The organism is Streptomyces sp. NPDC047981 (assembly GCF_040653315.1).
Classification (GTDB): Bacteria; Actinomycetota; Actinomycetes; order Streptomycetales; family Streptomycetaceae; genus Streptomyces.
Genome location: NZ_JBEZNQ010000031.1, coordinates 74,053 through 93,783, shown reverse-complemented (window position 1 = coordinate 93,783; position 19,731 = coordinate 74,053). Strand labels below are relative to the sequence as shown.

Annotated in this window: 16 protein-coding genes; 9 read left to right on the top strand and 7 right to left on the bottom strand. The window is 72.6% G+C overall.

The genetic code is table 11. From position 1 onward, the window contains the following. Positions 1-148: 148 nt before the first annotated feature. Both meaB and AB0E14_RS20245 read right to left on the bottom strand, forming a co-directional pair. Positions 149-1,102, bottom strand: coding sequence for a methylmalonyl Co-A mutase-associated GTPase MeaB (meaB, locus tag AB0E14_RS20250; RefSeq protein ID WP_362419498.1), 954 nt, complete (start codon positions 1,100-1,102; stop codon positions 149-151). Between the two features lie 35 nt (positions 1,103-1,137). Next, positions 1,138-2,334 carry an acetyl-CoA C-acetyltransferase gene (locus AB0E14_RS20245; protein ID WP_362419495.1) on the bottom strand — a complete coding sequence of 399 codons (1,197 nt, stop codon included), beginning with the start codon at positions 2,332-2,334 and terminating at the stop codon, positions 1,138-1,140. Between the two features lie 137 nt (positions 2,335-2,471). On the opposite strand from AB0E14_RS20245, the gene mce reads away from it, so the two are divergent. From mce to AB0E14_RS20210, 7 genes are all read left to right on the top strand, one after another. Beyond that, positions 2,472-2,924 carry a methylmalonyl-CoA epimerase gene (gene mce, locus AB0E14_RS20240; protein WP_362419492.1) on the top strand — a complete coding sequence of 151 codons (453 nt, stop codon included), beginning with the start codon at positions 2,472-2,474 and terminating at the stop codon, positions 2,922-2,924. 213 nt (positions 2,925-3,137) lie between these two features. After that, on the top strand, positions 3,138-7,418 hold the full coding sequence (gene scy, locus AB0E14_RS20235) for a polarized growth protein Scy (RefSeq protein WP_362419489.1): 4,281 nt from the start codon (positions 3,138-3,140) through the stop codon (positions 7,416-7,418). Positions 7,419-7,532: 114 nt separating this feature from the next. Beyond that, positions 7,533-8,471, top strand: coding sequence for a cellulose-binding protein (locus AB0E14_RS20230; RefSeq protein WP_315892756.1), 939 nt, complete (start codon positions 7,533-7,535; stop codon positions 8,469-8,471). 136 nt (positions 8,472-8,607) lie between these two features. Continuing rightward, positions 8,608-9,573, top strand: a complete 966-nt coding sequence (locus AB0E14_RS20225; protein ID WP_362419485.1) for an ATP-binding cassette domain-containing protein — start codon at positions 8,608-8,610, stop codon at positions 9,571-9,573. Between the two features lie 3 nt (positions 9,574-9,576). Further along, entirely contained in the window at positions 9,577-10,356 is a 780-nt protein-coding gene (locus AB0E14_RS20220; RefSeq protein ID WP_362419482.1) for an ABC transporter permease, read from the top strand. Between the two features lie 132 nt (positions 10,357-10,488). Beyond that, a complete protein-coding gene (locus AB0E14_RS20215; RefSeq protein WP_362419479.1) occupies positions 10,489-11,622 on the top strand; it encodes an ABC transporter ATP-binding protein in 1,134 nt (377 codons plus the stop codon). Further along, positions 11,619-12,473 carry an ABC transporter permease gene (locus AB0E14_RS20210; RefSeq protein ID WP_362419476.1) on the top strand — a complete coding sequence of 285 codons (855 nt, stop codon included), beginning with the start codon at positions 11,619-11,621 and terminating at the stop codon, positions 12,471-12,473. The genes AB0E14_RS20215 and AB0E14_RS20210 overlap by 4 nt, the downstream gene beginning before the upstream one ends. Before the next feature lie 10 nt (positions 12,474-12,483). On the opposite strand, the gene AB0E14_RS20205 is transcribed toward AB0E14_RS20210, so the two are convergent. Further along, positions 12,484-12,810, bottom strand: a complete 327-nt coding sequence (locus AB0E14_RS20205; RefSeq protein WP_362419473.1) for an ATP/GTP-binding protein — start codon at positions 12,808-12,810, stop codon at positions 12,484-12,486. A gap of 197 nt (positions 12,811-13,007) precedes the next feature. On the opposite strand from AB0E14_RS20205, the gene AB0E14_RS20200 reads away from it, so the two are divergent. Beyond that, positions 13,008-14,042 (top strand): LLM class flavin-dependent oxidoreductase, encoded by a 1,035-nt coding sequence (locus tag AB0E14_RS20200; protein WP_362419470.1) that lies wholly within the window; start codon positions 13,008-13,010, stop codon positions 14,040-14,042. Between the two features lie 134 nt (positions 14,043-14,176). Here the strand turns inward: AB0E14_RS20200 and AB0E14_RS20195 are convergent, their stop codons facing one another. Next, positions 14,177-14,569, bottom strand: coding sequence for an SCO5389 family protein (locus tag AB0E14_RS20195; RefSeq protein ID WP_017236120.1), 393 nt, complete (start codon positions 14,567-14,569; stop codon positions 14,177-14,179). Positions 14,570-14,797: 228 nt separating this feature from the next. Between AB0E14_RS20195 and nucS the strand changes: the two genes are divergently transcribed. Then, positions 14,798-15,469, top strand: a complete 672-nt coding sequence (nucS, locus tag AB0E14_RS20190; protein ID WP_362419467.1) for an endonuclease NucS — start codon at positions 14,798-14,800, stop codon at positions 15,467-15,469. Positions 15,470-15,541: 72 nt separating this feature from the next. Here the strand turns inward: nucS and AB0E14_RS20185 are convergent, their stop codons facing one another. The 3 genes from AB0E14_RS20185 to AB0E14_RS20175 all read right to left on the bottom strand — a co-directional run bounded on the left by AB0E14_RS20185 (position 15,542) and on the right by AB0E14_RS20175 (position 19,652). Continuing rightward, positions 15,542-18,103, bottom strand: a complete 2,562-nt coding sequence (locus tag AB0E14_RS20185; RefSeq protein WP_362419464.1) for an ATP-binding protein — start codon at positions 18,101-18,103, stop codon at positions 15,542-15,544. A gap of 250 nt (positions 18,104-18,353) precedes the next feature. Beyond that, entirely contained in the window at positions 18,354-18,677 is a 324-nt protein-coding gene (locus tag AB0E14_RS20180) for an STAS domain-containing protein (protein ID WP_024761898.1), read from the bottom strand. Between the two features lie 126 nt (positions 18,678-18,803). Next, positions 18,804-19,652, bottom strand: coding sequence for a 3-hydroxyacyl-CoA dehydrogenase family protein (locus tag AB0E14_RS20175; RefSeq protein ID WP_362419460.1), 849 nt, complete (start codon positions 19,650-19,652; stop codon positions 18,804-18,806). Between the last annotated feature and the right edge of the window lie 79 nt (positions 19,653-19,731).

Genomic DNA, 19,731 nt, shown 5'->3' with positions numbered 1-19,731 from the left:
GGGGGGGTCCCACCTCTCCCGGCCGCGGCCCCCGCGTCCCCCCCCCCGCCCCCCCCCCGGGCCCCCCCCGACGGGGTCCTCACCCGGCGTGGCCCCCCCGGGCGGGGCGGGGCCCGGCCGGCGGCCGCCTTCGTGCTCGCGCGGGCCGTCAGGCCGTGAGGCTCGCCACCAGTTCGTCCGCCGCGCGGTACGGGTCCAGTTCGCCCGCCACGATGCGCTCCGCCAGGGCGTCCAGGCGGCGGTCGCCGTGCAGGTCGCCGATGCGCTCGCGCAGCGCCGTGACCGCGATCGTCTCGACCTCGCGCGCCGAGCGCGCCCGGCGGCGCTCGGCCAGGACGCCGTGCTCCTCCATCCAGGCCCGGTGCTTCTCCAGCGCCTCGACGACCTCGTCGATGCCCTCGCCGCGCGCCGCGACCGTCTTCACGATCGGCGGCCGCCAGTCACCGGGGCCGCGCGCCTCGCCCAGGCCCAGCATGTGGTTCAGCTCGCGGGCCGTCGCGTCCGCGCCGTCCCGGTCCGCCTTGTTCACCACGTACAGGTCGCCGATCTCCAGGATGCCCGCCTTCGCGGCCTGGATCCCGTCGCCCATGCCCGGCGCGAGGAGCACCACCGAGGTGTCGGCCTGGGAGGCGATCTCCACCTCCGACTGGCCGACACCGACGGTCTCCACGAGGATCACGTCGCAGCCCGCCGCGTCCAGGACGCGGATGGCCTGCGGCGCCGACCAGGCGAGCCCGCCCAGGTGCCCGCGGGTGGCCATCGAGCGGATGTAGACGCCCGGGTCCGAGGCGTGCTCCGACATCCGGACCCGGTCACCGAGCAGCGCTCCCCCGCTGAACGGCGACGAGGGGTCGACCGCGAGCACGCCGACCCGCTTGCCCGCCCGCCGGTACGCCGCGACCAGCGCCGACGTCGAGGTGGACTTGCCCACGCCGGGCGAACCCGTCAGGCCCACCACGTACGCGCCGCCCGTCAGCGGGGCCAGCGCCGCCATCACCTCGCGCAGCTGCGGGGACGCCCCCTCCACCAGCGAGATCAGCCGGGCCACCGCACGCGGCCGGCCCTCCCGTGCCTGGGCGACCAGTTCGGGGACGTCCACCATGTGCCGCAACTCCTTACTCTCCGGAACGCGTGTGCCTACGGAACGCGGATGATCAGAGCGTCGCCCTGACCGCCGCCGCCGCACAGCGCCGCCACGCCGGTCCCGCCGCCGCGCCGCTTCAGCTCCAGCGCCAGGTGCAGCACCACACGGGCACCGGACATGCCGATGGGGTGGCCGAGCGCGATCGCGCCACCGTTGACGTTCACCTTTTCCGGGGTCACGCCGAGGTCCTTCATTGACTGCACGGCGACCGCGGCGAACGCCTCGTTGATCTCGATCAGGTCGAGGTCCTCGACGCCGAGGCCCGCCTTCTTCAGGGCGTGCAGGATCGCGTTGGAGGGCTGCGACTGCAGCGAGTTGTCCGGTCCCGCCACGTTGCCGTGGGCGCCGATCTCGGCGATCCACTCCAGGCCCAGCTCCTCGGCCTTCGCCTTGCTCATCACGACGACGGCGGCGGCGCCGTCGGAGATCTGCGAGGAGGTGCCGGCGGTGATGGTGCCGTCCTTGGCGAAGGCCGGACGCAGCTTGCCGAGCGACTCGACGGTCGTCTCCGCGCGGATGCCCTCGTCCTTCGAGAACACGACCGGGTCGCCCTTGCGCTGCGGGATCTCGACCGGGGTGATCTCGGCCTCGAAGACGCCGTTCTTCTGCGCGGCGGCGGCCCGCTGGTGCGAGAGCGCGGCGATCTCGTCCTGCTCGGGGCGCTGGATGCCCAGGCGGGTGTTGTGCTTCTCGGTCGACTCGCCCATGGCGATCTTCTCGAAGGGGTCGGTCAGACCGTCGTACGCCATCGCGTCGAGCATCTCGATCGCGCCGTACTTGTAGCCCTCGCGGGACTTCGGCAGCAGGTGCGGGGCGTTGGTCATCGACTCCTGGCCACCGGCGACGACGACGTCGAACTCGCCCGCGCGGATCAGCTGGTCGGCCAGCGCGATGGCGTCCAGGCCGGACAGGCAGACCTTGTTGATGGTCAGCGCCGGGACGTTCATCGGGATGCCGGCCTTGACCGCCGCCTGACGCGCGGGGATCTGACCGGCGCCCGCCTGGAGCACCTGCCCCATGATCACGTACTGCACCTGGTCGCCGCCGATGCCGGCCCGGTCGAGCGCGGCCTTGATGGCGAAGCCGCCCAGGTCGGCGCCGGAGAAGGAGGAGAGGGAGCCGAGCAGACGGCCCATGGGCGTGCGGGCGCCCGCGACGATCACTGAGGTGGTACCGGTCGTTCCAGACATGAGGCACGGCCCCTAGGGATGAGGAGTGAACGAGGGTTTACCTTCAATGTACTGAGCGGTCACGCACACGGTCACCGGCCAGTCGGTGTGACGGCGCGCACGTTGCGTAACCATCCCCATGGCGCTGCACTGGAGGAATGCTGACGCGAATCGACCACATCGGGATCGCCTGCTTCGACCTCGACAAGACCGTCGAGTTCTACCGTGCGACCTATGGTTTCGAGGTGTTCCACTCCGAGGTGAACGAGGAGCAGGGCGTCCGCGAGGCCATGCTCAAGATCAACGACACCTCCGACGGCGGCGCCTCGTACCTCCAGCTCCTCGAACCCACCCGGGAGGACTCCGCGGTGGGCAAATGGCTGGCCAAGAACGGCGAGGGCGTGCACCACATCGCCTTCGGCACCGCCGATGTCGACGGGGACGCCGAGGCCATCCGCTCCAAGGGCGTCCGGGTCCTCTACGACCAGCCCAGGATCGGCTCCATGGGCTCCCGCATCACCTTCCTGCACCCCAAGGACTGCCACGGCGTCCTGACCGAACTGGTCACCTCCGCCGAGCCGTCGGACGACCACTCCTCAGCGGAGCACTGACCTCCGGATTCCTGGCCCGGTAGAGTGGGCGACTCCGGGCCGGGGCCGGTCGGGGCCGCATGCCATGCGGCGTCGAAGTCGGGGTATCCGATCTGCCACGATTCCCGGGGGGCCGTTCTCCGGTGAACGGTGCTCGTTGGAGTGTTGCGACCAGGGTTGGGGTCCTCCCCTGCTCGACCGGGTCGAGAGCTCGGGGAAGGATGGGACCGCGCAGTGCGGGGCTACGAACGCCAGGAGAGCCACCGAGCTGAAGACGACCATCTCTCGCGGTTCGAAGCCGAGATGGACCGGCTGAAGACCGAGCGGGAGAAGGCCGTCCAGCACGCCGAGGACCTCGGTTACCAGGTCGAGGTGTTGCGCGCCAAGCTCCACGAGGCGCGCCGCACGATCGCGTCCCGTCCCGCGTACGACAGCGCGGACATCGGCTACCAGGCCGAGCAGATGCTGCGCAACGCGCAGGTCCAGGCCGACCAGCTGCGCCAGGACGCCGAGCGCGAGCTGCGCGACGCCCGCGCCCAGACCCAGCGCATCCTGCAGGAGCACGCCGAGCACCAGGCCCGGCTCCAGGCCGAGCTGCACGCGGAGGCCGTCCAGCGCAGGCAGCGCCTCGACCAGGAGCTCGCCGAGCGCCGGCAGACCGTCGAGGCACACGTCAACGAGAACGTGGCCTGGGCCGAGCAGCTGCGCGCCCGCACCGAGTCGCAGGCCCGCCGCCTCATGGAGGAGTCCCGCGCCGAGGCCGAGCAGTCGCTCGCCGGCGCCCGCGCCGAGGCCACCCGGCTCGCCGAGGAGACCCGCCACCGGGTCGGCACGGAGGCAGAGGCCGCCCGTGCCGAGGCCGAAGCGATTCTGATGCGCGCCCGCAAGGACGCCGAGCGGCTCCTGAACGCCGCGTCCACGCAGGCCCAGGAGGCCACCAGCCACGCCGAGCAGCTGCGTTCCTCCACCACCGCCGAGACCGAGCAGGCCCGTCAGCAGGCCGGCGAGCTGTCCCGCGCCGCCGAGCAGCGGATGCAGGAGGCCGAGGTCCGGCTCCGCGAGGCCCGTGCGGAGGCCGAGAAGGCGCTCGCCGAGGCCAAGGAGGCGGCGGCCAAGCAGCTGTCGTCCGCGGAGTCCGTCAACGAGCAGCGCACCCGTACGGCCAAGGCGGAGATCGCCCGGCTCGTCGCCGAGGCGACGAAGGAGGCCGAGACCCTCAAGGGCGAGGCCGAGGAGAAGCTCCGCGAGGCGAGCGCCGCGGCCGAGAAGGTGCTCTCGGAGGCCTCCGACAAGGCCCGTACGGTCGCGGCCGAGGACTCCGCCGCCGCGCTCGCCAAGGCCGCGCGGACCGCCGAGGAGGTCCTGACCAAGGCGTCCGAGGACGCCCAGGAGACCACCCGCAAGGCCTCCGAGGAGGCCGAGCGGATCCGCCGCGAGGCCGAGACCGAGGCCGACCGGACCCGGACGCAGGCCGAGGAGCAGGCCGACGAGCTGCTCGGTTCGGCCAAGGACGACACCAAGGAGTACCGCGCCAAGACCGTCGAGCTCCAGGAGGAGGCCCGCCGGCTGCGCGGCGAGGCCGAGGGGCTGCGGGCCGAGGCGATCGCCGAGGGCGAGAAGATCCGCGGCGAGGCCCGGCGCGAGGCCGTCGGCCAGATCGAGGAGGCGGCCGGCGCCGCCGAGGAGCTACTGACCAAGGCCCGTACGGACGCCGAGGAGCTGCGCGCGAGCGCGGGCACCGAGGGCGAGCGGGTGCGGGCCGAGGCCATGGAGCGCGCGCAGACACTGCGGACGCAGGCCGAGGAGACCCTGGAGCGCACCCGCGCCGAGGCCGACCGGATGCGGACGGAGGCCGAGGAGCAGGCCGAGTCCGTCAGGGAGGCGGCCGAGCGCGCCGCGACCGAGCTGCGCGAGGACGCCGAGCGGGCCGCCGCCGCCCGTCGCGAGGAGGCGGCCGAGGAGCTCGACCGGCTGCACACCGAGGCCGGGAGCCGGGTCGAGTCCGCCGAGCAGGCGCTGACCGACGCCCGTGCCGAGAGCGAGCGGCTGCGCCGCGAGGCAGCCGAGGAGACCGAGCGGCTCCGCACCGAGGCCGCCGAGCGCATCCGTACGCTCCAGGCGCAGGCCGAGCAGGAGGCCGAGCGGCTGCGCACCGAGGCGGCGTCAGACGCGTCGGCCTCGCGCGCCGAGGCGGAGGCCGTGGCCGTACGGCTCCGCACGGAGGCGTCGACGGAGGCCGAGCGGCTGAAGTCGGAGGCCCAGGAGACCGCCGACCGGGTGCGCGCCGAAGCCGCGGCCGCCGCCGAGCGGGTGGCCACCGAGGCCGCCGAGGCGCTGGCCGCCGCGCAGGAGGAGGCCAACCGGCGGCGCCGGGAGGCCGAGGAGACGCTGGAGTCGGCCCGTTCCGAGGCCGACCGGGAGCGCCAGCACGCCCGCGAACAGTCCGAGGAGCTGCTCGCCTCCGCCCGCAGGCGGGTGGAGGAGGCGCAGACCGAGGCGCAGCGCCTGGTCGAGGAGGCGGACCGGCGGGCCACCGAGATGGTCTCCGCCGCCGAGCAGACCGCCAAGGAGGTCCGCGACGCCGTGGCCGGCCTGCACGAGCAGGCCGAGGAGGAGATCTCCGGGCTGCGCAGCGCGGCCGAGCACGCGGCGGAGCGCACCCGCACCGAGGCGCAGGAGGAGGCGGACCGGGTCCGCGCCGACGCGTACGAGGAGCGGGAGCGGGCGACCGAGGACGCGAACCGGGTCAGGGCGCGCGCCCAGGAGGAGACCGAGGCCGCGAAGTCGCTGGCCGAGCGGACGGTCGCGGACGCGCTCGCCGAGTCGGAGAAGCTGCGCGCGGACACCGCCGAGTACGCCCAGCGGGTACGGACGGAGGCGTCGGACGCGCTCGGCTCGGCCGAGCAGGACGCGGCCCGTACGCGTGCCGACGCCCGCGAGGACGCCAACCGGATCCGTTCCGAGGCGGCCGCCGAGTCCGAGCGGCTCACCGCCGAGGCGGAGGAGCTGGTCACGCTCGCCCGCACGGAGGGCGAGCAGATCCTGGACGAGGCCCGCAAGGCGGCCGACAAGCGGCGCGCGGACGCCGCCGAGCAGGCGGACACCCTCATCACGGAGGCCGCGGGCGAGGCCGAGCGGCTCACCACCGAGGCGGAGGCGCTGCGGGCCGAGGGCGAGCAGCTGAGGACGGACGGCGAGGCGCACGCGCAGGCGCTGCGGGTCGCCGCGCTCGCCGACGGCGAGCGGGTCCTCGACGACGCGCGCAAGGCCGCCGACAAGCGGCGTTCGGACGCCGCCGAGCAGGCCGACGCGATCACCGCGGAGGCGGTGGCGCTGCTGGAGTCCACCGAGCAGGACGCGCAGCGGCTGCGCGCCGAGGCCGAGCAAGTCAAGGCGGCGGGCGAGGCCGAGGCGGAGGCCCTGCGGGCCGCCGCCCGCGCGGACGGCGAGCAGGTCCTCGACGAGGCCCGCAAGGCCGCCGACAAGCGCCGCGCGGACGCGGCCGAGCAGGCGGACTCGCTGATCACGGAGGCCACCGGCGAGGCGGAGCGGATCACCGGCGAGGCCGGCGACGAGGCGGAGCGGCTGCGCGCCGAGGGCGCGGAGAACGTGCTCCAGGCCCAGCAGGCCGCCGAGCGGATCCGGGTGGAGGCCGAGCGGGTCAAGGCGGACGCCGAGGCGGCCGCCGAGCAGATGCGTTCCGAGGCCCGCAGCGAGGCGGACCGCACGGTCGACGAGGCGCGCGAGGCCGGTGCCAAGCGCCGCTCGGACGCGGCCGAGCAGGCCGACCAGCTGATGGCGAAGGCCCAGGAGGAGGCGCTGCGCGCCACCACCGAGGCCGAGTCGCAGGCCGACACGATGGTCGGCGCGGCCCGCAAGGAGGCCGACCGGATCGTGGCCGAGGCGACCGTCGAGGGCAACTCGCTGGTGGAGAAGGCCCGTACGGACGCGGACGAGCTCCTGGTGGGCGCGCGCAGCGACGCGACGGCCATAAGGGAGCGGGCGGAGGAGCTGCGGGCCCGGATCGAGGGCGAGATCGAGGAGCTGCACGAGCGGGCGCGGCGCGAGACGGCCGAGCAGATGAAGACGGCCGGCGAGCGGGTCGACAAGCTGGTGAAGGCCGCCGAGGAGCAGTCGGCCGAGGCCGCGGAGAAGGCCAAGGAGCTGGTCTCCGACGCGAGTTCGGAGGCGAGCAAGGTCCGGATCGCCGCGGTGAAGAAGGCCGAGGCGCTCCTGAAGGAGGCCGAGCAGAAGAAGGCCTCGCTGGTCGCGGAGGCGGAGAAGGTCAAGTCGGAGGCCGAGCAGGAGGCCGAGACGATGATCTCCGAGGGCAAGCGCGAGCTGGATGTGCTGGTGCGCCGTCGCGAGGACATCAACGCCGAGATCTCCCGTGTCCAGGACGTCCTCGAAGCGTTGGAGTCTTTCGAGGCGCCGACCGCGGGCACGAAGGATGGCGTGAAGGCGGGTGTTCCGGCGGGGGCAACACGTTCGAGTGGCAAGTCGTCAGACGGCTAGCCACTCAAAAGGCTGGACATTCTCCATATCAAACGGGCATCCGCTCGATGACACGCCGCTTCGGCCCCTAGGATTCCCCCTAACACCTCACCGGTCTCATTCGACAGGAACCCCATGAGCGACACTTCCTCCCCCTTCGGCTTCGAGCTCGTGCGGCGTGGTTACGACCGCGGTCAGGTGGATGACCGCATTACCAAGCTCGTCGCCGACCGTGACAGTGCTCTAGGACGCATCACCTCGCTGGAAAAGCGCATCGAGGAGCTCCACCTCGAGACGCAGAACGCCCAGGCCCAGGTCACCGACGCCGAGCCGTCGTACGCCGGCCTCGGCGCCCGTGTCGAGAAGATCCTCCGCCTCGCCGAGGAGGAGGCGAAGGACCTGCGCGAGGAGGCCCGTCGCGCCGCCGAGCAGCACCGCGAGCTGGCCGAGTCGGCCGCCCAGCAGGTGCGCAACGACGCCGAGTCGTTCGCGGCCGAGCGCAAGTCGAAGGCCGAGGACGAGGGCGTCCGGATCGTCGAGAAGGCGCAGGGCGAGGCCAACTCGCTGCGTGCCGAGGCGCAGAAGGACGCGCAGTCCAAGCGCGAGGAGGCGGACGCCCTCTTCGAGGAGACCCGCGCCAAGGCCGCCCAGGCCGCCGCGGACTTCGAGACCAACCTGGCCAAGCGCCGGGAGCAGTCGGAGCGCGACCTGGCCTCGCGTCAGGCCAAGGCCGAGAAGCGCCTCGCCGAGATCGAGCACCGCGCCGAGCAGCTCCGCCTGGAGGCCGAGAAGCTGCGTACGGACGCGGAGCGCCGGGCGCGTCAGACGGTGGAGACCGCGCAGCGCCAGGCCGAGGACATCGTGGCCGACGCGAACGCCAAGGCCGACCGGATCCGCTCGGAATCGGAGCGCGAGCTCGCGGCGCTGACGAACCGCCGCGACTCCATCAACGCCCAGCTGACCAACGTCCGCGAGATGCTGGCCACGCTGACCGGTGCCGCCGTGGCGGCCGCCGGCTCGCCGATCGACGACGAGCCCGCCACCCGTGGCGTCCCGGCCCAGCAGACCCGCTGAGCAGGCTCTGACGGTCCGCCGGGCGGGCGGGCTCGCATCCCCGTGACGAGCCCGCCCGGTGACGCGTCGGCGAAGTGCCCGAAAACCCTCTGTCATTCCGGTGGCGGAGGGTTTTTTGCGCCCGTAGGTTGGACGCATGATCGAGCTCGAGGGCCTGACGAAACGGTTCGGATCGAAGGTCGCGGTCGACCATCTCTCGTTCCAGGTGCGTCCCGGCGTGGTGACCGGCTTCCTGGGGCCCAACGGCGCGGGCAAGTCGACGACCATGCGGATGATGCTCGATCTGGACAACCCGACGAGCGGAACGGTCCGGATCGACGGCAAGCACTACCGGGAGCTCCAGGAGCCGCTGAAGTACATCGGAGCGCTCCTGGACGCGAAGGCGATGCACGGCGGCAGGTCGGCGTACAACAATCTGCTCTGCCTCGCGCAGTCGAACCGCATTCCGGCCAGTCGGGTCGGTGAGGTCCTCGACCTGGTCGGGCTGACCTCGGTGGCGAAGAAGAAGTCGAAGGGCTTCTCGCTCGGCATGGGCCAGCGGCTCGGAATCGCCTCGGCGCTGCTCGGTGATCCCGAGATCCTGATGTTCGACGAACCCGTCAATGGTCTGGACCCCGAGGGAATTCACTGGATCCGAAATCTGATGAAGGCGCTCGCGGCCGAAGGCCGGACGATCTTCGTTTCCAGTCATCTGATGAGCGAAATGGCCCTGACGGCCGATCATCTCATCGTCATCGGGCAGGGAAAGCTGCTGGCCGACACGTCGATGGCGGATTTCATCCACCAGAATTCACGGAGCTACGTTCGGCTGCGCTCGCCGCAGCAGGAGCGGCTGCGAGACGTCCTGCGCGAGGCCGGGTTCACCCCCGTAGAGGCGGGCAACGGCACGCTGGAGGTGGACGGGGCGACGACCGAGAAGCTCGGCGAGCTGGCGGCCGAGCACCGGCTCGTCCTGCACGAGCTGAGCGCGCAGCGCGCCTCGCTCGAAGAAGCGTTCATGCAGATGACCGCCGGTGCGGTGGAGTACCACGCGCACGGCACGGACGTTCACGCGGCGGACGCGCCGGGCCCCCGCTGGGGCGAGACCACCAAGGGAGCCTGAGCGATGGCAGCGGTATCGGCGGTCCTGCAGTCGGAGTGGACCAAGATCCGGACGGTCTCCTCGACGGTCTGGACCCTGGCGAGCGCGCTCCTGGTGACGGTGGCGATGAGCGCGGCCCTGAGCGCGCTGCTGAACTCGACCTTCGACGATCTGAACGAGGCCGAGCAGGCGACCTTCGACCCGACGTTCGTCAGCTTCTCCGGGATGGTGCTCGGGCAGCTGGCGATGGTGGTCTTCGGCGTGCTCGTGGTCGGCACCGAGTACAGCTCGGGCATGATCCGCACCTCGCTCGCCGCCGTCCCGCAGCGGGCGACCTTCCTCTTCTCCAAGATCGCGGTGGCCGGGGTGCTCGCGCTGGCCGTCGGGATGGTGACGAGTTTCCTGTCGTTCTTCCTGGGCCAGGCCCTGCTGGGTGAGCACCGGACGACCCTGGGCGCGGACAACGTGCTGCGCGCGGTGGTCGGCGGCGGGCTCTACATGGGTCTGATCGCGATCTTCTCGATGGGTGTGGCGACGATGCTGCGCTCCTCGATGCTGTCGCTCGGCATCCTGGTGCCGTTCTTCTTCCTGGTCTCGCAGATCCTCTCGGCGGTCCCGAAGGCCAAGGAGGTCGCGCTGTACTTCCCCGACCAGGCCGGGTCCAAGATCATGCAGGTGGTTCCGGACGCCATGAACACGGAGGAGGCGCCGTACGGACCGTGGGGCGGACTGGGGATCATGGTGCTCTGGGTGGCGGCCGCGTTGCTCGGCGGCTACCTGGTCATGAAGAAGCGGGACGCGTAGCGCGGCACGGTCTCTTGGTCACGATTTCGACTTGGCCGGAACCGTCAACCCCTGGATAAGCTCCTAGCTCATACGGGGGCCCCGGCCGTCGGCCACGGCCCCGACGACCTGACCTGTCGATGGGGCTGGAGAATGATCGAGGCAGTCGGCCTGACGAAGCGCTATGGCGCCAAGACGGCCGTGTACAACCTTTCCTTCCAGGTGAGGCCGGGCACCGTCACCGGCTTCCTCGGCCCCAACGGCTCCGGCAAGTCGACCACGATGCGCATGATCCTCGGGCTCGACCGGCCCACCTCGGGACATGTCACCATCGGCGGCCACCCCTTCCGGCAGCTGCCGAACGCGCCCCGCCAGGTCGGCGCGCTGCTCGACGCGAAGGCCGTGCACGGCGGCCGGAGCGCCCGCAACCATCTGCTGTCGCTCGCCCAGCTCGCCGGCATCCCGGCGCAGCGCGTGGACGAGGTCCTCGGGGTCGTCGGCCTCCAGGACGTCGCCAAGCGGCGCTCGAAGGGCTTCTCGCTGGGTATGGGGCAGCGGCTCGGCATCGCCGCCGCGCTGCTTGGCGACCCGCAGGTGCTGCTCTTCGACGAGCCGGTCAACGGTCTCGACCCCGAGGGCATCCTCTGGGTCCGCAACCTCATGAAGAAGCTGGCCGCCGAGGGCCGGACCGTCTTCGTCTCCAGCCACCTCATGAGCGAGATGGCGCTGACCGCCGACCACCTCATCGTGATCGGCCGCGGCCAGCTGATGGCGGACATGAGCGTCAAGGACTTCATCTCGGCGAACTCCGCCGACTTCGCCCGGGTCCGCACCCCGCAGGCGGAGCCGCAGCAGCGGGAGAAGCTGACGGCGACGCTGATCGAGGCCGGTGGACGCGTGATGTCCGAGCCGGACGGCGCGCTGCGGGTGACCGGTCTGCCGCTGCCCCGGATCAGCGACCTGGCGCACGACGCGGACGTCCGGCTCTGGGAGCTCTCCCCGCACCAGGCCTCGCTGGAGGAGGCGTACATGCGGATGACGCAGGGCGCCGTGGACTACCGCTCCACCGACGACCAGCTGGCCCACCTCCAGCAGCCGCAGCCGCAGCACCACTTCCAGCAGCCGGCCCAGCCGGTGGTGCCGGACGTGCCGCAGCAGGGCTGGTACGCACCGCCGCCGCCCGGACAGAACCCGTACGCGACGCAGGGCGAGCCCGCTCCGAACGCCGCGCCCGCAGCGCCCGCCCCGAACGCCGGTGACGCCAAGAACGCCGAGGACGCCCGATGACCGCCCCCACCCCCTCCCCCGCGCCGGCTCCGGCCCCGGTTCCCGTGCCGTACGCGTACGTCTCCCCCATCCCGGTGCGCAAGGCGCACCTCGGGGACGCGCTGGCCTCGGAGTGGACGAAGATCCGCTCGCTGCGCTCCACGATGTGGACGCTGGGTGTGATGGTGCTGCTGATGCTGGTCATCGGCCTCGGCGTGGCCGCGGTCGTGTCCAACGCCGACGTGCCGGCCGATCAGGAGTCGGCCCTGGCGCTCGGCTTCTTCGGCGTGCTCCTCGGCTCGATCTGTGTGATCACGCTCGGCGTGCTGACGATCGCCTCCGAATACGGCACCGGCATGATCCGTACGACCCTGACGGCCTGCCCGACCCGGGGCCGGGTCCTGGCGGCGAAGGCCATCGTCTTCTTCGTGCTCGTCTTCACGATCACCACGGTCACGGCGGCGGTGGTGGGCGCGGCGCAGGTGGCGATGGTGCCCGGCGCCGCCGAGGCCACATCGGCCGAGTGGCTGCGGGCGACGGTCGGTGTCGGCCTGTTCCTGGCGCTGCTCGGCCTGCTCTCGCTGGCCATCGGCGCGATCATCCGGCACTCGGCGGGCGCGATCACGATCATGATCGGTGTGCTGCTGCTGCCGCTGGTGGCGGCCATGTTCATGTTCTCGGAGTCGCTCGCCAAGGTGCAGGAGTTCCTGCTCGACTACGCGATCCCGAGCCAGCTCATCGCGCTCTACGCCGGCAAGTCGGCGATCGGTCAGTCCGGCCCCGCGGGCTGGGACCCGGTCTGGATCATGGCGGTCATCACCGCCGCCGTGATGGGCGGCGCGTACGCCCTGCTGAACAGCCGGGACGTCTGAGGCTCGGCCCCTAGTACTTCGGCGCGTTGCGGGACCGCTGCACCCTGGAGGTGCGGCGGTCCTTCGCGTTCCAGCAGGCCTTGTGCCAGTGACGGCGGTCGTCGACGCCGCCGTACTCGGGCCAGGCCACCACGTGCGGGGCGCCGCCCGGGATCTCCTGGTCACAGCCCGGGCAGCGGTAGCGCTTGCCGGGGGCGCTGGCGCCCGCCACGTGCCGGACGAACCACTCCTCGCCCTGCCAGGTCTCGCTGCGCTGCGCGCCTCCGTACCGGTCGCCGGTGTCAGCCTGATGGTCGGGCTTCTCGCCGCCCTGCGGGCGGTTGCGACGCGGGGACACCTGATCACCTCACGGGTCCGGGGACACAGAACGTTCTCTCCAGCCTACGGGCCGCGACGGAGTGACCTTCCCACCCGCCAAGCCGAATCAGCGGAAAATCGCAACAACTTCATCGGAGGCCGTGCCTTTGGCACGTGTCAGACGTTGTTGCCAGTACGAGGGGGAGAACCGCGTCGGCCGCAAGGAGGCAGAAGGCGATGCGCGTGGGTACGTTTGTGCTGGCCGCCCAGTTCCCTGGGCAGGGCCAGGGCGAGGCACTGCACCGGGCGGTGCGGACCGCAGAAGTGGCCGAGGAGGCGGGGCTCGACTCCGTCTGGCTCGCCGAACACCACTTCGTCCCGTACGGAGTCTGTCCGTCGGCCGTGACCCTGGCGGGGGTCCTGCTGGGCCGGACCCGCCGGCTGCGGGTCGGCACGGCCGTCAGCGTCCTGCCGACGGTCCATCCGGTCGCCCTGGGCGAGCAGGCCGCCCTGCTCCACCTGCTCTCCGGCGGCCGCTTCACGCTCGGCGTGGGCAGGGGCGGCCCGTGGGTCGACCTGGAGGTGTTCGGCGCGGGCCTGAAGGCGTACGAACAGGGCTTCCCTGAATCCCTCGACCTGCTGCTGCGCTGGCTCACCGAGCCCCGGGTCTCCGCCGAGGGAGAACGATTCGCCTTCCGCGAGGTGGCGGTCGTCCCCCGCCCGGGCGAGCTGATCGGCGGGGACGCCTCGCCCGAGGTGGTCGTCGCCTGCACGTCCCCGAAGAGCGTCGAACTGGCCGCGCGGCGCGGGCTGCCGATGCTGCTCGGGATGCACTGCGGCGACGAGGAGAAGGCCGAGATGGTGGCCGCGTGGGAACGTTTCTCCCGGGACGCGGGGCGCACTCCTGACGAGATCGCGCGGATCGGCGCGCACCATGTCTCGGCGGGCGTCGCCCAGCTGGCCGACGGCACGCGCGAGGCGGCCGAGGCGCTCGTGAAGGCGATGCCCGGCTGGCTGAAGCAGGGGCTGGACGCGCATGTGACCGTGGACGGCCGGCACCGCGCGATGCGGGACCCCGTCGCGTACACCGAGTTGCTGTGCGGGCTGCACCCCGTGGGCACGCCGCGGTTCGCGGCGGACCGGCTCGCGGCGACCTCGGAGCGCACGGGCATCACGCGCTTCGCGCTGCTCGCCGAAGGCACGGGCGACCTCGCGGCCACCGAGGAGAACGTACGACGGCTCGGCGCCGAGGTACTCCCCCAGCTGGTCTGAGTCCGGGGGCAGGGGTGCGACGTCATGGGCGGACAGGCCGCGGTCGCGCTGGGGCTCGGGGCGATGCCGCCGCTCCGGCACCTCTCGCATCGTTCACGTCTCCCGCGATGCGGAGCGGCGGCACCCGCCGTGCCTCAGCAGTCCCGCAGCTCCGGCGACTGGTTGAGCAGCTGACCCCGTACGGAGGTGAAGCGGGCGAGCCGCTCGTCGACCGCGGGGTCGAGCGGGAACACCGCGACGCGGTGGCAGTTCTGGAAGGCCAGACGCACCCCGAAGTGCCGCTGCAGCGCACCACGGATGGCATCACTCGCGAGTGCACGCAACAGCTGACCACGTGCCTGCTCGTTCGGCGGCGGCGTCTGGTTGTCGGCGAACTCGCCGCCGTCGACCTTCAGCTGAGCCACCAGAGAACTGATCATCTCCCATGCGTAGGGCAGGGAGGTCCGGACGCAGTCGACGAAGTCGGCTTCGTCGACCTCGCCTCGCTCGGCCTGTTCCAACAGCGCCGGTGAGACGTCGAGCGACATGGGTTCTCCTCTCGCGACCCCGACGGGCGGGGTCTTACGGGCAGGGATGAAGGACCCCCGTGCGACACGCTGCGTGCACGGACGGCGACCTCCTGCTTCCACGGTAAGCGCGCAGTCCGAAGCACACCAGGAGATTGGGAACACAACCGGCCAATAAGTGACCCTGGTCCAGCGGGCGTTAAGAGCCGAATCGCGCGGAAGAGCGTCCGTCTTGTAGCGTTGCCGACCATGCGTCTCGTCATCGCCCGCTGTTCCGTGGACTACGCGGGCCGGCTCACGGCCCACCTGCCCTCCGCTCCCCGTCTGATCCTGGTCAAGGCAGACGGCAGCGTCTCCATCCACGCGGACGACCGGGCGTACAAACCGCTCAACTGGATGTCGCCGCCGTGCACCCTCAAGGAGGGTGTCGACGGCGAGGCCGGCATCTGGACCGTGGTGAACAAAGCGGGCGAGAAACTGATCATCACGATGGAGGAGGTCCTCCACGACTCCTCGCACGAGCTGGGCGTGGACCCGGGCCTCATCAAGGACGGCGTGGAAGCGCACCTCCAGGAGCTGCTCGCGGACCGCATCGAGACCCTCGGCGAGGGCCACACGCTGATCCGCCGCGAGTACCCGACCGCGATCGGCCCGGTGGACATCCTGTGCCGGGACGCCGACGGCGCGACCGTGGCGGTGGAGATCAAGCGGCGCGGCGAGATCGACGGCGTGGAGCAGCTGACGCGCTACCTGGAGCTGCTCAACCGCGACCCGCACCTCGCGCCCGTGAAGGGCGTCTTCGCGGCGCAGGAGATCAAGCCGCAGGCGCGGGTGCTCGCGACGGACCGCGGTATCGACTGCGTGGTGCTGGACTACGACGCCCTGCGCGGTATCGAGGACGACAAGCTGCGGCTGTTCTGACCCTTCGTACGGTCGTACGCGTACGGCCCCGGGTGCGATGAGCGCACTCGGGGCCGTCGTGTGTTCCGGGGGTCAGGCGGGGTTGCCGGTCGGGGTGGTGTCGCCGGAGGCGGAGTTGCTGGCGGGCGGGGTCGTCTCCGTCGGCGTCGGTGTGGTGGGCGAGGGCGTCGTCGGCGTCGGCGACGGTGTCTGGCTGGTCGTCGTCGGCGTCGGCCTCGTCGTCCGCGTCGGGCTCGTCGTCGGGCGCGGCGGCGTCGTCGTCGGGACCGGGGAGCCGGTCGCGGGCGGGGTCGTGCCCGGGGAGCCGGACGGCGCGCCGGACGGGGAGCCCGAGGCGGTGGGCGCGCCCGGGCTCGTCGAGCCGGACGGGGTGGGCGAGGCGCTGTCCGAGGGGCGGTCCGTCGCGCCCTCGGCCGGCTCGTCGGCGTCCAGGACGGTGTCGCCGGTCTCCTCGTCGGCCGTGCGGTCGGAGGTGACGCGCCCCGTGCCCGGGTCCTCGGCCTCGCCGGAGGTGGCCCCGATCGTCACGACGGTGCCGAGCACGGCGGCCAGGAGCGCTCCCGTGGAGACGGCGACCACGTTGCGCCGGGCCCCGGCGAGGAGGCCGGCACGGCGGCTCCGCTTCGTACCGGCGTCGCTCGTGAGGGTGTCCGGGCGGGTGATGAGCGTGGGGCCCTCGTCCGCGAAGTCCGGGAAGGTCGGGACGACCGGGGAGGCCTTGACCTTCGGGAAGGCCGGGGGCGGGGTGGCTGCCGGCCGGGAGGCCGCCGGGAGGGCCGCCTTCGGGACACCGCGCGGCGGGGAGAGGGGGCCCTCCCGGTGCGCCGCGGGCGGCTCGTCGCCGTGCGGCGTACCGGAGCGGTCGGCGACCAGGGCGAGAGCCCGGCGGCCGGCGACCGTGCCGCGCTTGTCGGCGAGGACGCCGCGCATGCCGATGGATGCCTCCAGCTCGGCGCGGGCCCGGTCCAGGTTCCCGGCGCAGAGCGCGAGGACGCCCAACTCGTGGTGGAAGTACGCCTCTTCGGCGACCTCGCCGGCCAGCCGGGCGGCCTCCTGGCCGCCGCGCAGGACCCGCTCCCAGGCCCCCCAGTGGAGTCCTGCGGCGAAGGCGGGTGCGGCGCTGCGGGCGAGCAGGACGGCGGTGGCGGTGTGCTCGGGGCTCTCGCCGGGCACGAGCACGGCCAGGGCGGCCAGGACGGCGTCGGCCTCGGCGACGGCGCGGGCGGGCGTGACGGAGGGGTGGCCGGCCCACCAGGCGTAGTGCTGGGCGACGGCGTGGGCGCGGGCCGCGGCGTCCTCGCCGTAGCCGTGCGCGAGGAGCTGGGTGAGGATCCCGGCGGCGAGGCGGTAGCGGGTGCCGACCGGGGAGAGCAGGCCGCAGGCCATGAGCTCGCCGAGGGCGGCGTCCGCGTGGGTGTCGCCGACGAGCGCGGGCAGGTGGGCCTGGTGCGGCACCTCGCCGCCGAGGGCGACGGCGAACCGCAGGGTGTCCTGGGCGGAGCGACTGAGCCGGGAGGCGAGCAGGGCGGCGGGGGCGGCGCCCTCGCCGAGGCTCGGCAGCGGTATCTCGCGCAGCTCGATGTCGGCCGGGTCCGGCTGGGCCCCGGCGGCGGGGGCCGGGGCCTCCGCGGCCGGGCCGAAGGCCTCGTCGAGGGCGCCGAAGGCGTCGAACTCGGAGGGGACGGCGTCCTCCTGGCCGGCCGCCCCGAAGGCGTCGAACTCGGCCGGGGTGACCCGGAGCCGGTCGCGCTGCCGGAGCAGGGCGCCCGCCTGGACGAAGCGCAGCGGCAGGCCCTCGGACTCGAACCAGAGGTCGCCCGCCCAGTTGGCCTCGTCGTCGGTGAGCGGCCGGTCGACGGCGCGCTCCAGGAGTTCGAGGGAGGCGGCGCGGCCGAGGCCGGCGAGCGGGACCTCGTCGAGGTGGGCGTCGGCGGACGGGGCCTGGACGTCGGGGGTCGCGGCGAGCAGGAAGGCGCACTCGGGGGCGGCGGAGAGCAGCTCGTCCAGGGTCGCGCCGCCGAACTCCAGGTCGTCGACGAGGACGACGGCGCCGATGTCACGGACCAGGTCCAGCAGGGCCGGACGGTCGGGGCGCTGGTCGGGGGCGTGCTGGACGGCGCCGAGGAGCTCGTACAGCAGCTCGGTGGGGGTCCGGTGGTGGCCGGAGAGGCGGACGACGCCGTCGGGCGCGAGGTCGGCACAGTCGGCGGCGACGGCGTCCAGGAGGGCGGTGCGGCCGGAGCCGGCGGGGCCGGTGACGCGGACGGAGCGGCCGCGGGCGAGGAGCTGGACGAGGCGCTCGTGCTCCTCCTGCCGTTCGAGCAGGGGCAGTCGCGGGGCGGCGGGCCCGGCCGGTCGGGGCGGGGTGGCCGCGCGGGCGGCCTCGGCGCGCTCCTGTGCGGTGTGCCGGCGGGAGGGCTCGGGCCGCTCTCCGGGCGGGCAGGCCTCGATCTCGCTGCCGTCGACGGGGTTGACGGTGAGCAGCAGGTCGCCGGAGACGACGCGGGCGGTGCGGGCGCGGGTGGGCGCGGCGGCCGGTCCGCGGTCGGGGGCGGGCAGGCCGCGTCCGTCGCGGACGTCGTCGCCCTCGGTGTCGTGGCCGAAGTCTTCCGGCCCCCGGTGCATCGGGTCCATGGTCAAAGCCCCCCAAAAGCGGTTGCGTGCGGAAGCCCCTCCGGCCGATCTGCACGCTCGCTGTCGCTTCTGGTCCGGTGCCCGCCGGGTGGGTGCGTCAATGGGCGGGCGAGCCGAACCCTAGACCTTCTTCGAGTATCCGGGAACATCCGGGGTGCCGCCCCGACCAAGACGTCACGGTCCGTCGAGGATTGGGGCGGGTCGCCGGTTTCACACAGCGGCTTCACAACCGGGCCCGCCCTCGGGCGGCTCAGACGCGGGGCAGCGACTCCGCGGCGAGCCCGCCCTCGATGGCGAGGATCCTGTGCAGCCGGGTGGCCACGAGGAGGCGCTGCATCTGGGGCGGCACGCCGCGCAGGACGAGCCGCCGCCCGCAGCGGCCCGCCCGCCGGTGCGCGCCCATGATGACCCCGAGTCCGGTGGCGTCCCAGGAGTCGAGACCGGTCAGGTCGAGCACGAGGTCGCCGACTCCGTCGTCGACGGCCGAGTGCAGGACCGTACGGGCGTCCGCCGCGCTCCGGACGTCGAGGCGGCCCCCGACGACCAGCTCGACATGGTCGCCCCTGATGTGCATATGCGCTCCCCGGGAGTGCTCCGTCTTTGCAACAACTGACTGCCGTCGGCGCAGAAGCGTTGCGCCTTGTAAGCGAACTGATACCGAATTCACCCGATGGGGTGCGGACCGAACATCCGTCGGTGATCAGTGCTCGTAGAACCCCTGCCCGCTCTTGCGGCCGATGTCACCGGCGTCCACCATCCGGCGCATCAGCTCCGGGGGCGCGAACTTCTCGTCCTGCGACTCCGTGTAGATGTTGGAGGTCGCGTTCACGAGGATGTCGATGCCCGTGAGGTCCGCGGTGGCGAGCGGCCCCATGGCGTGGCCGAAGCCCAGCTTGCAGGCGATGTCGATGTCCTCGGCGGAGGCGACGCCCGACTCGTAGAGCTTGGCGGCCTCGACGACCAGGGCCGAGATGAGGCGGGTGGTGACGAAGCCGGCGACGTCGCGGTTGACGACGATGCAGGTCTTGCCGACCGACTCGGCGAACTCCCGCGCGGCGACGAGGGTGGCGTCGCTGGTCTTGTAGCCGCGGACGAGTTCGCAGAGCTGCATCATCGGCACCGGCGAGAAGAAGTGGGTGCCGACGACGGCCTCCGGGCGCTCCGTGACCGCGGCGATCTTGGTGATCGGGATGGCGGAGGTGTTGGAGGCGAGGACCGCGCCGTCCTTAGCGATCTTGTCGAGGGAGCGGAAGATCTCGTGCTTGACCTCCAGCTTCTCGAAGACGGCCTCCACGACGACGTCGGCGTCGGCCACCGCTTCCAGCTCGGTGGTGGCGGTGATCCGGCCGAGGGCGGCCTCGGCGTCCTCCGCGGTCAGCTTGCCCTTGGCGACGAAGCGGTCGTACGACGCCTTGATGCCGTCGGTGCCGCGGGTCAGCGCGGCGTCGGTGACGTCACGCAGGACGACGTCCCAGCCCGCCTGGGCCGAGACCTGCGCGATGCCCGACCCCATGAGACCGGCTCCGATGACAGCGAGCTTCCTGGCCACTTCTTCCACCCCTCCACGCCTGTTCCTGTCTGGCTTCTCCGGCGGAGATTAGCGGTCGGGGAGCGCGAAGTGACCGTGA

What these genes read in the sequence shown, in the direction of transcription:
- meaB (WP_362419498.1), bottom strand. Translation starts at nt 1,102, where the DNA reads ATGGTGGACGTCCCCGAACTGGTCGCCCAGGCACGGGAGGGCCGGCCG.
- AB0E14_RS20245 (WP_362419495.1), bottom strand. Translation starts at nt 2,334, where the DNA reads ATGTCTGGAACGACCGGTACCACCTCAGTGATCGTCGCGGGCGCCCGC.
- mce (WP_362419492.1), top strand. Translation starts at nt 2,472, where the DNA reads ATGCTGACGCGAATCGACCACATCGGGATCGCCTGCTTCGACCTCGAC.
- AB0E14_RS20230 (WP_315892756.1), top strand. Translation starts at nt 7,533, where the DNA reads ATGAGCGACACTTCCTCCCCCTTCGGCTTCGAGCTCGTGCGGCGTGGT.
- AB0E14_RS20225 (WP_362419485.1), top strand. Translation starts at nt 8,608, where the DNA reads ATGATCGAGCTCGAGGGCCTGACGAAACGGTTCGGATCGAAGGTCGCG.
- AB0E14_RS20220 (WP_362419482.1), top strand. Translation starts at nt 9,577, where the DNA reads ATGGCAGCGGTATCGGCGGTCCTGCAGTCGGAGTGGACCAAGATCCGG.
- AB0E14_RS20215 (WP_362419479.1), top strand. Translation starts at nt 10,489, where the DNA reads ATGATCGAGGCAGTCGGCCTGACGAAGCGCTATGGCGCCAAGACGGCC.
- AB0E14_RS20210 (WP_362419476.1), top strand. Translation starts at nt 11,619, where the DNA reads ATGACCGCCCCCACCCCCTCCCCCGCGCCGGCTCCGGCCCCGGTTCCC.
- AB0E14_RS20200 (WP_362419470.1), top strand. Translation starts at nt 13,008, where the DNA reads ATGCGCGTGGGTACGTTTGTGCTGGCCGCCCAGTTCCCTGGGCAGGGC.
- AB0E14_RS20195 (WP_017236120.1), bottom strand. Translation starts at nt 14,569, where the DNA reads ATGTCGCTCGACGTCTCACCGGCGCTGTTGGAACAGGCCGAGCGAGGC.
- nucS (WP_362419467.1), top strand. Translation starts at nt 14,798, where the DNA reads ATGCGTCTCGTCATCGCCCGCTGTTCCGTGGACTACGCGGGCCGGCTC.
- AB0E14_RS20185 (WP_362419464.1), bottom strand. Translation starts at nt 18,103, where the DNA reads ATGGACCCGATGCACCGGGGGCCGGAAGACTTCGGCCACGACACCGAG.
- AB0E14_RS20180 (WP_024761898.1), bottom strand. Translation starts at nt 18,677, where the DNA reads ATGCACATCAGGGGCGACCATGTCGAGCTGGTCGTCGGGGGCCGCCTC.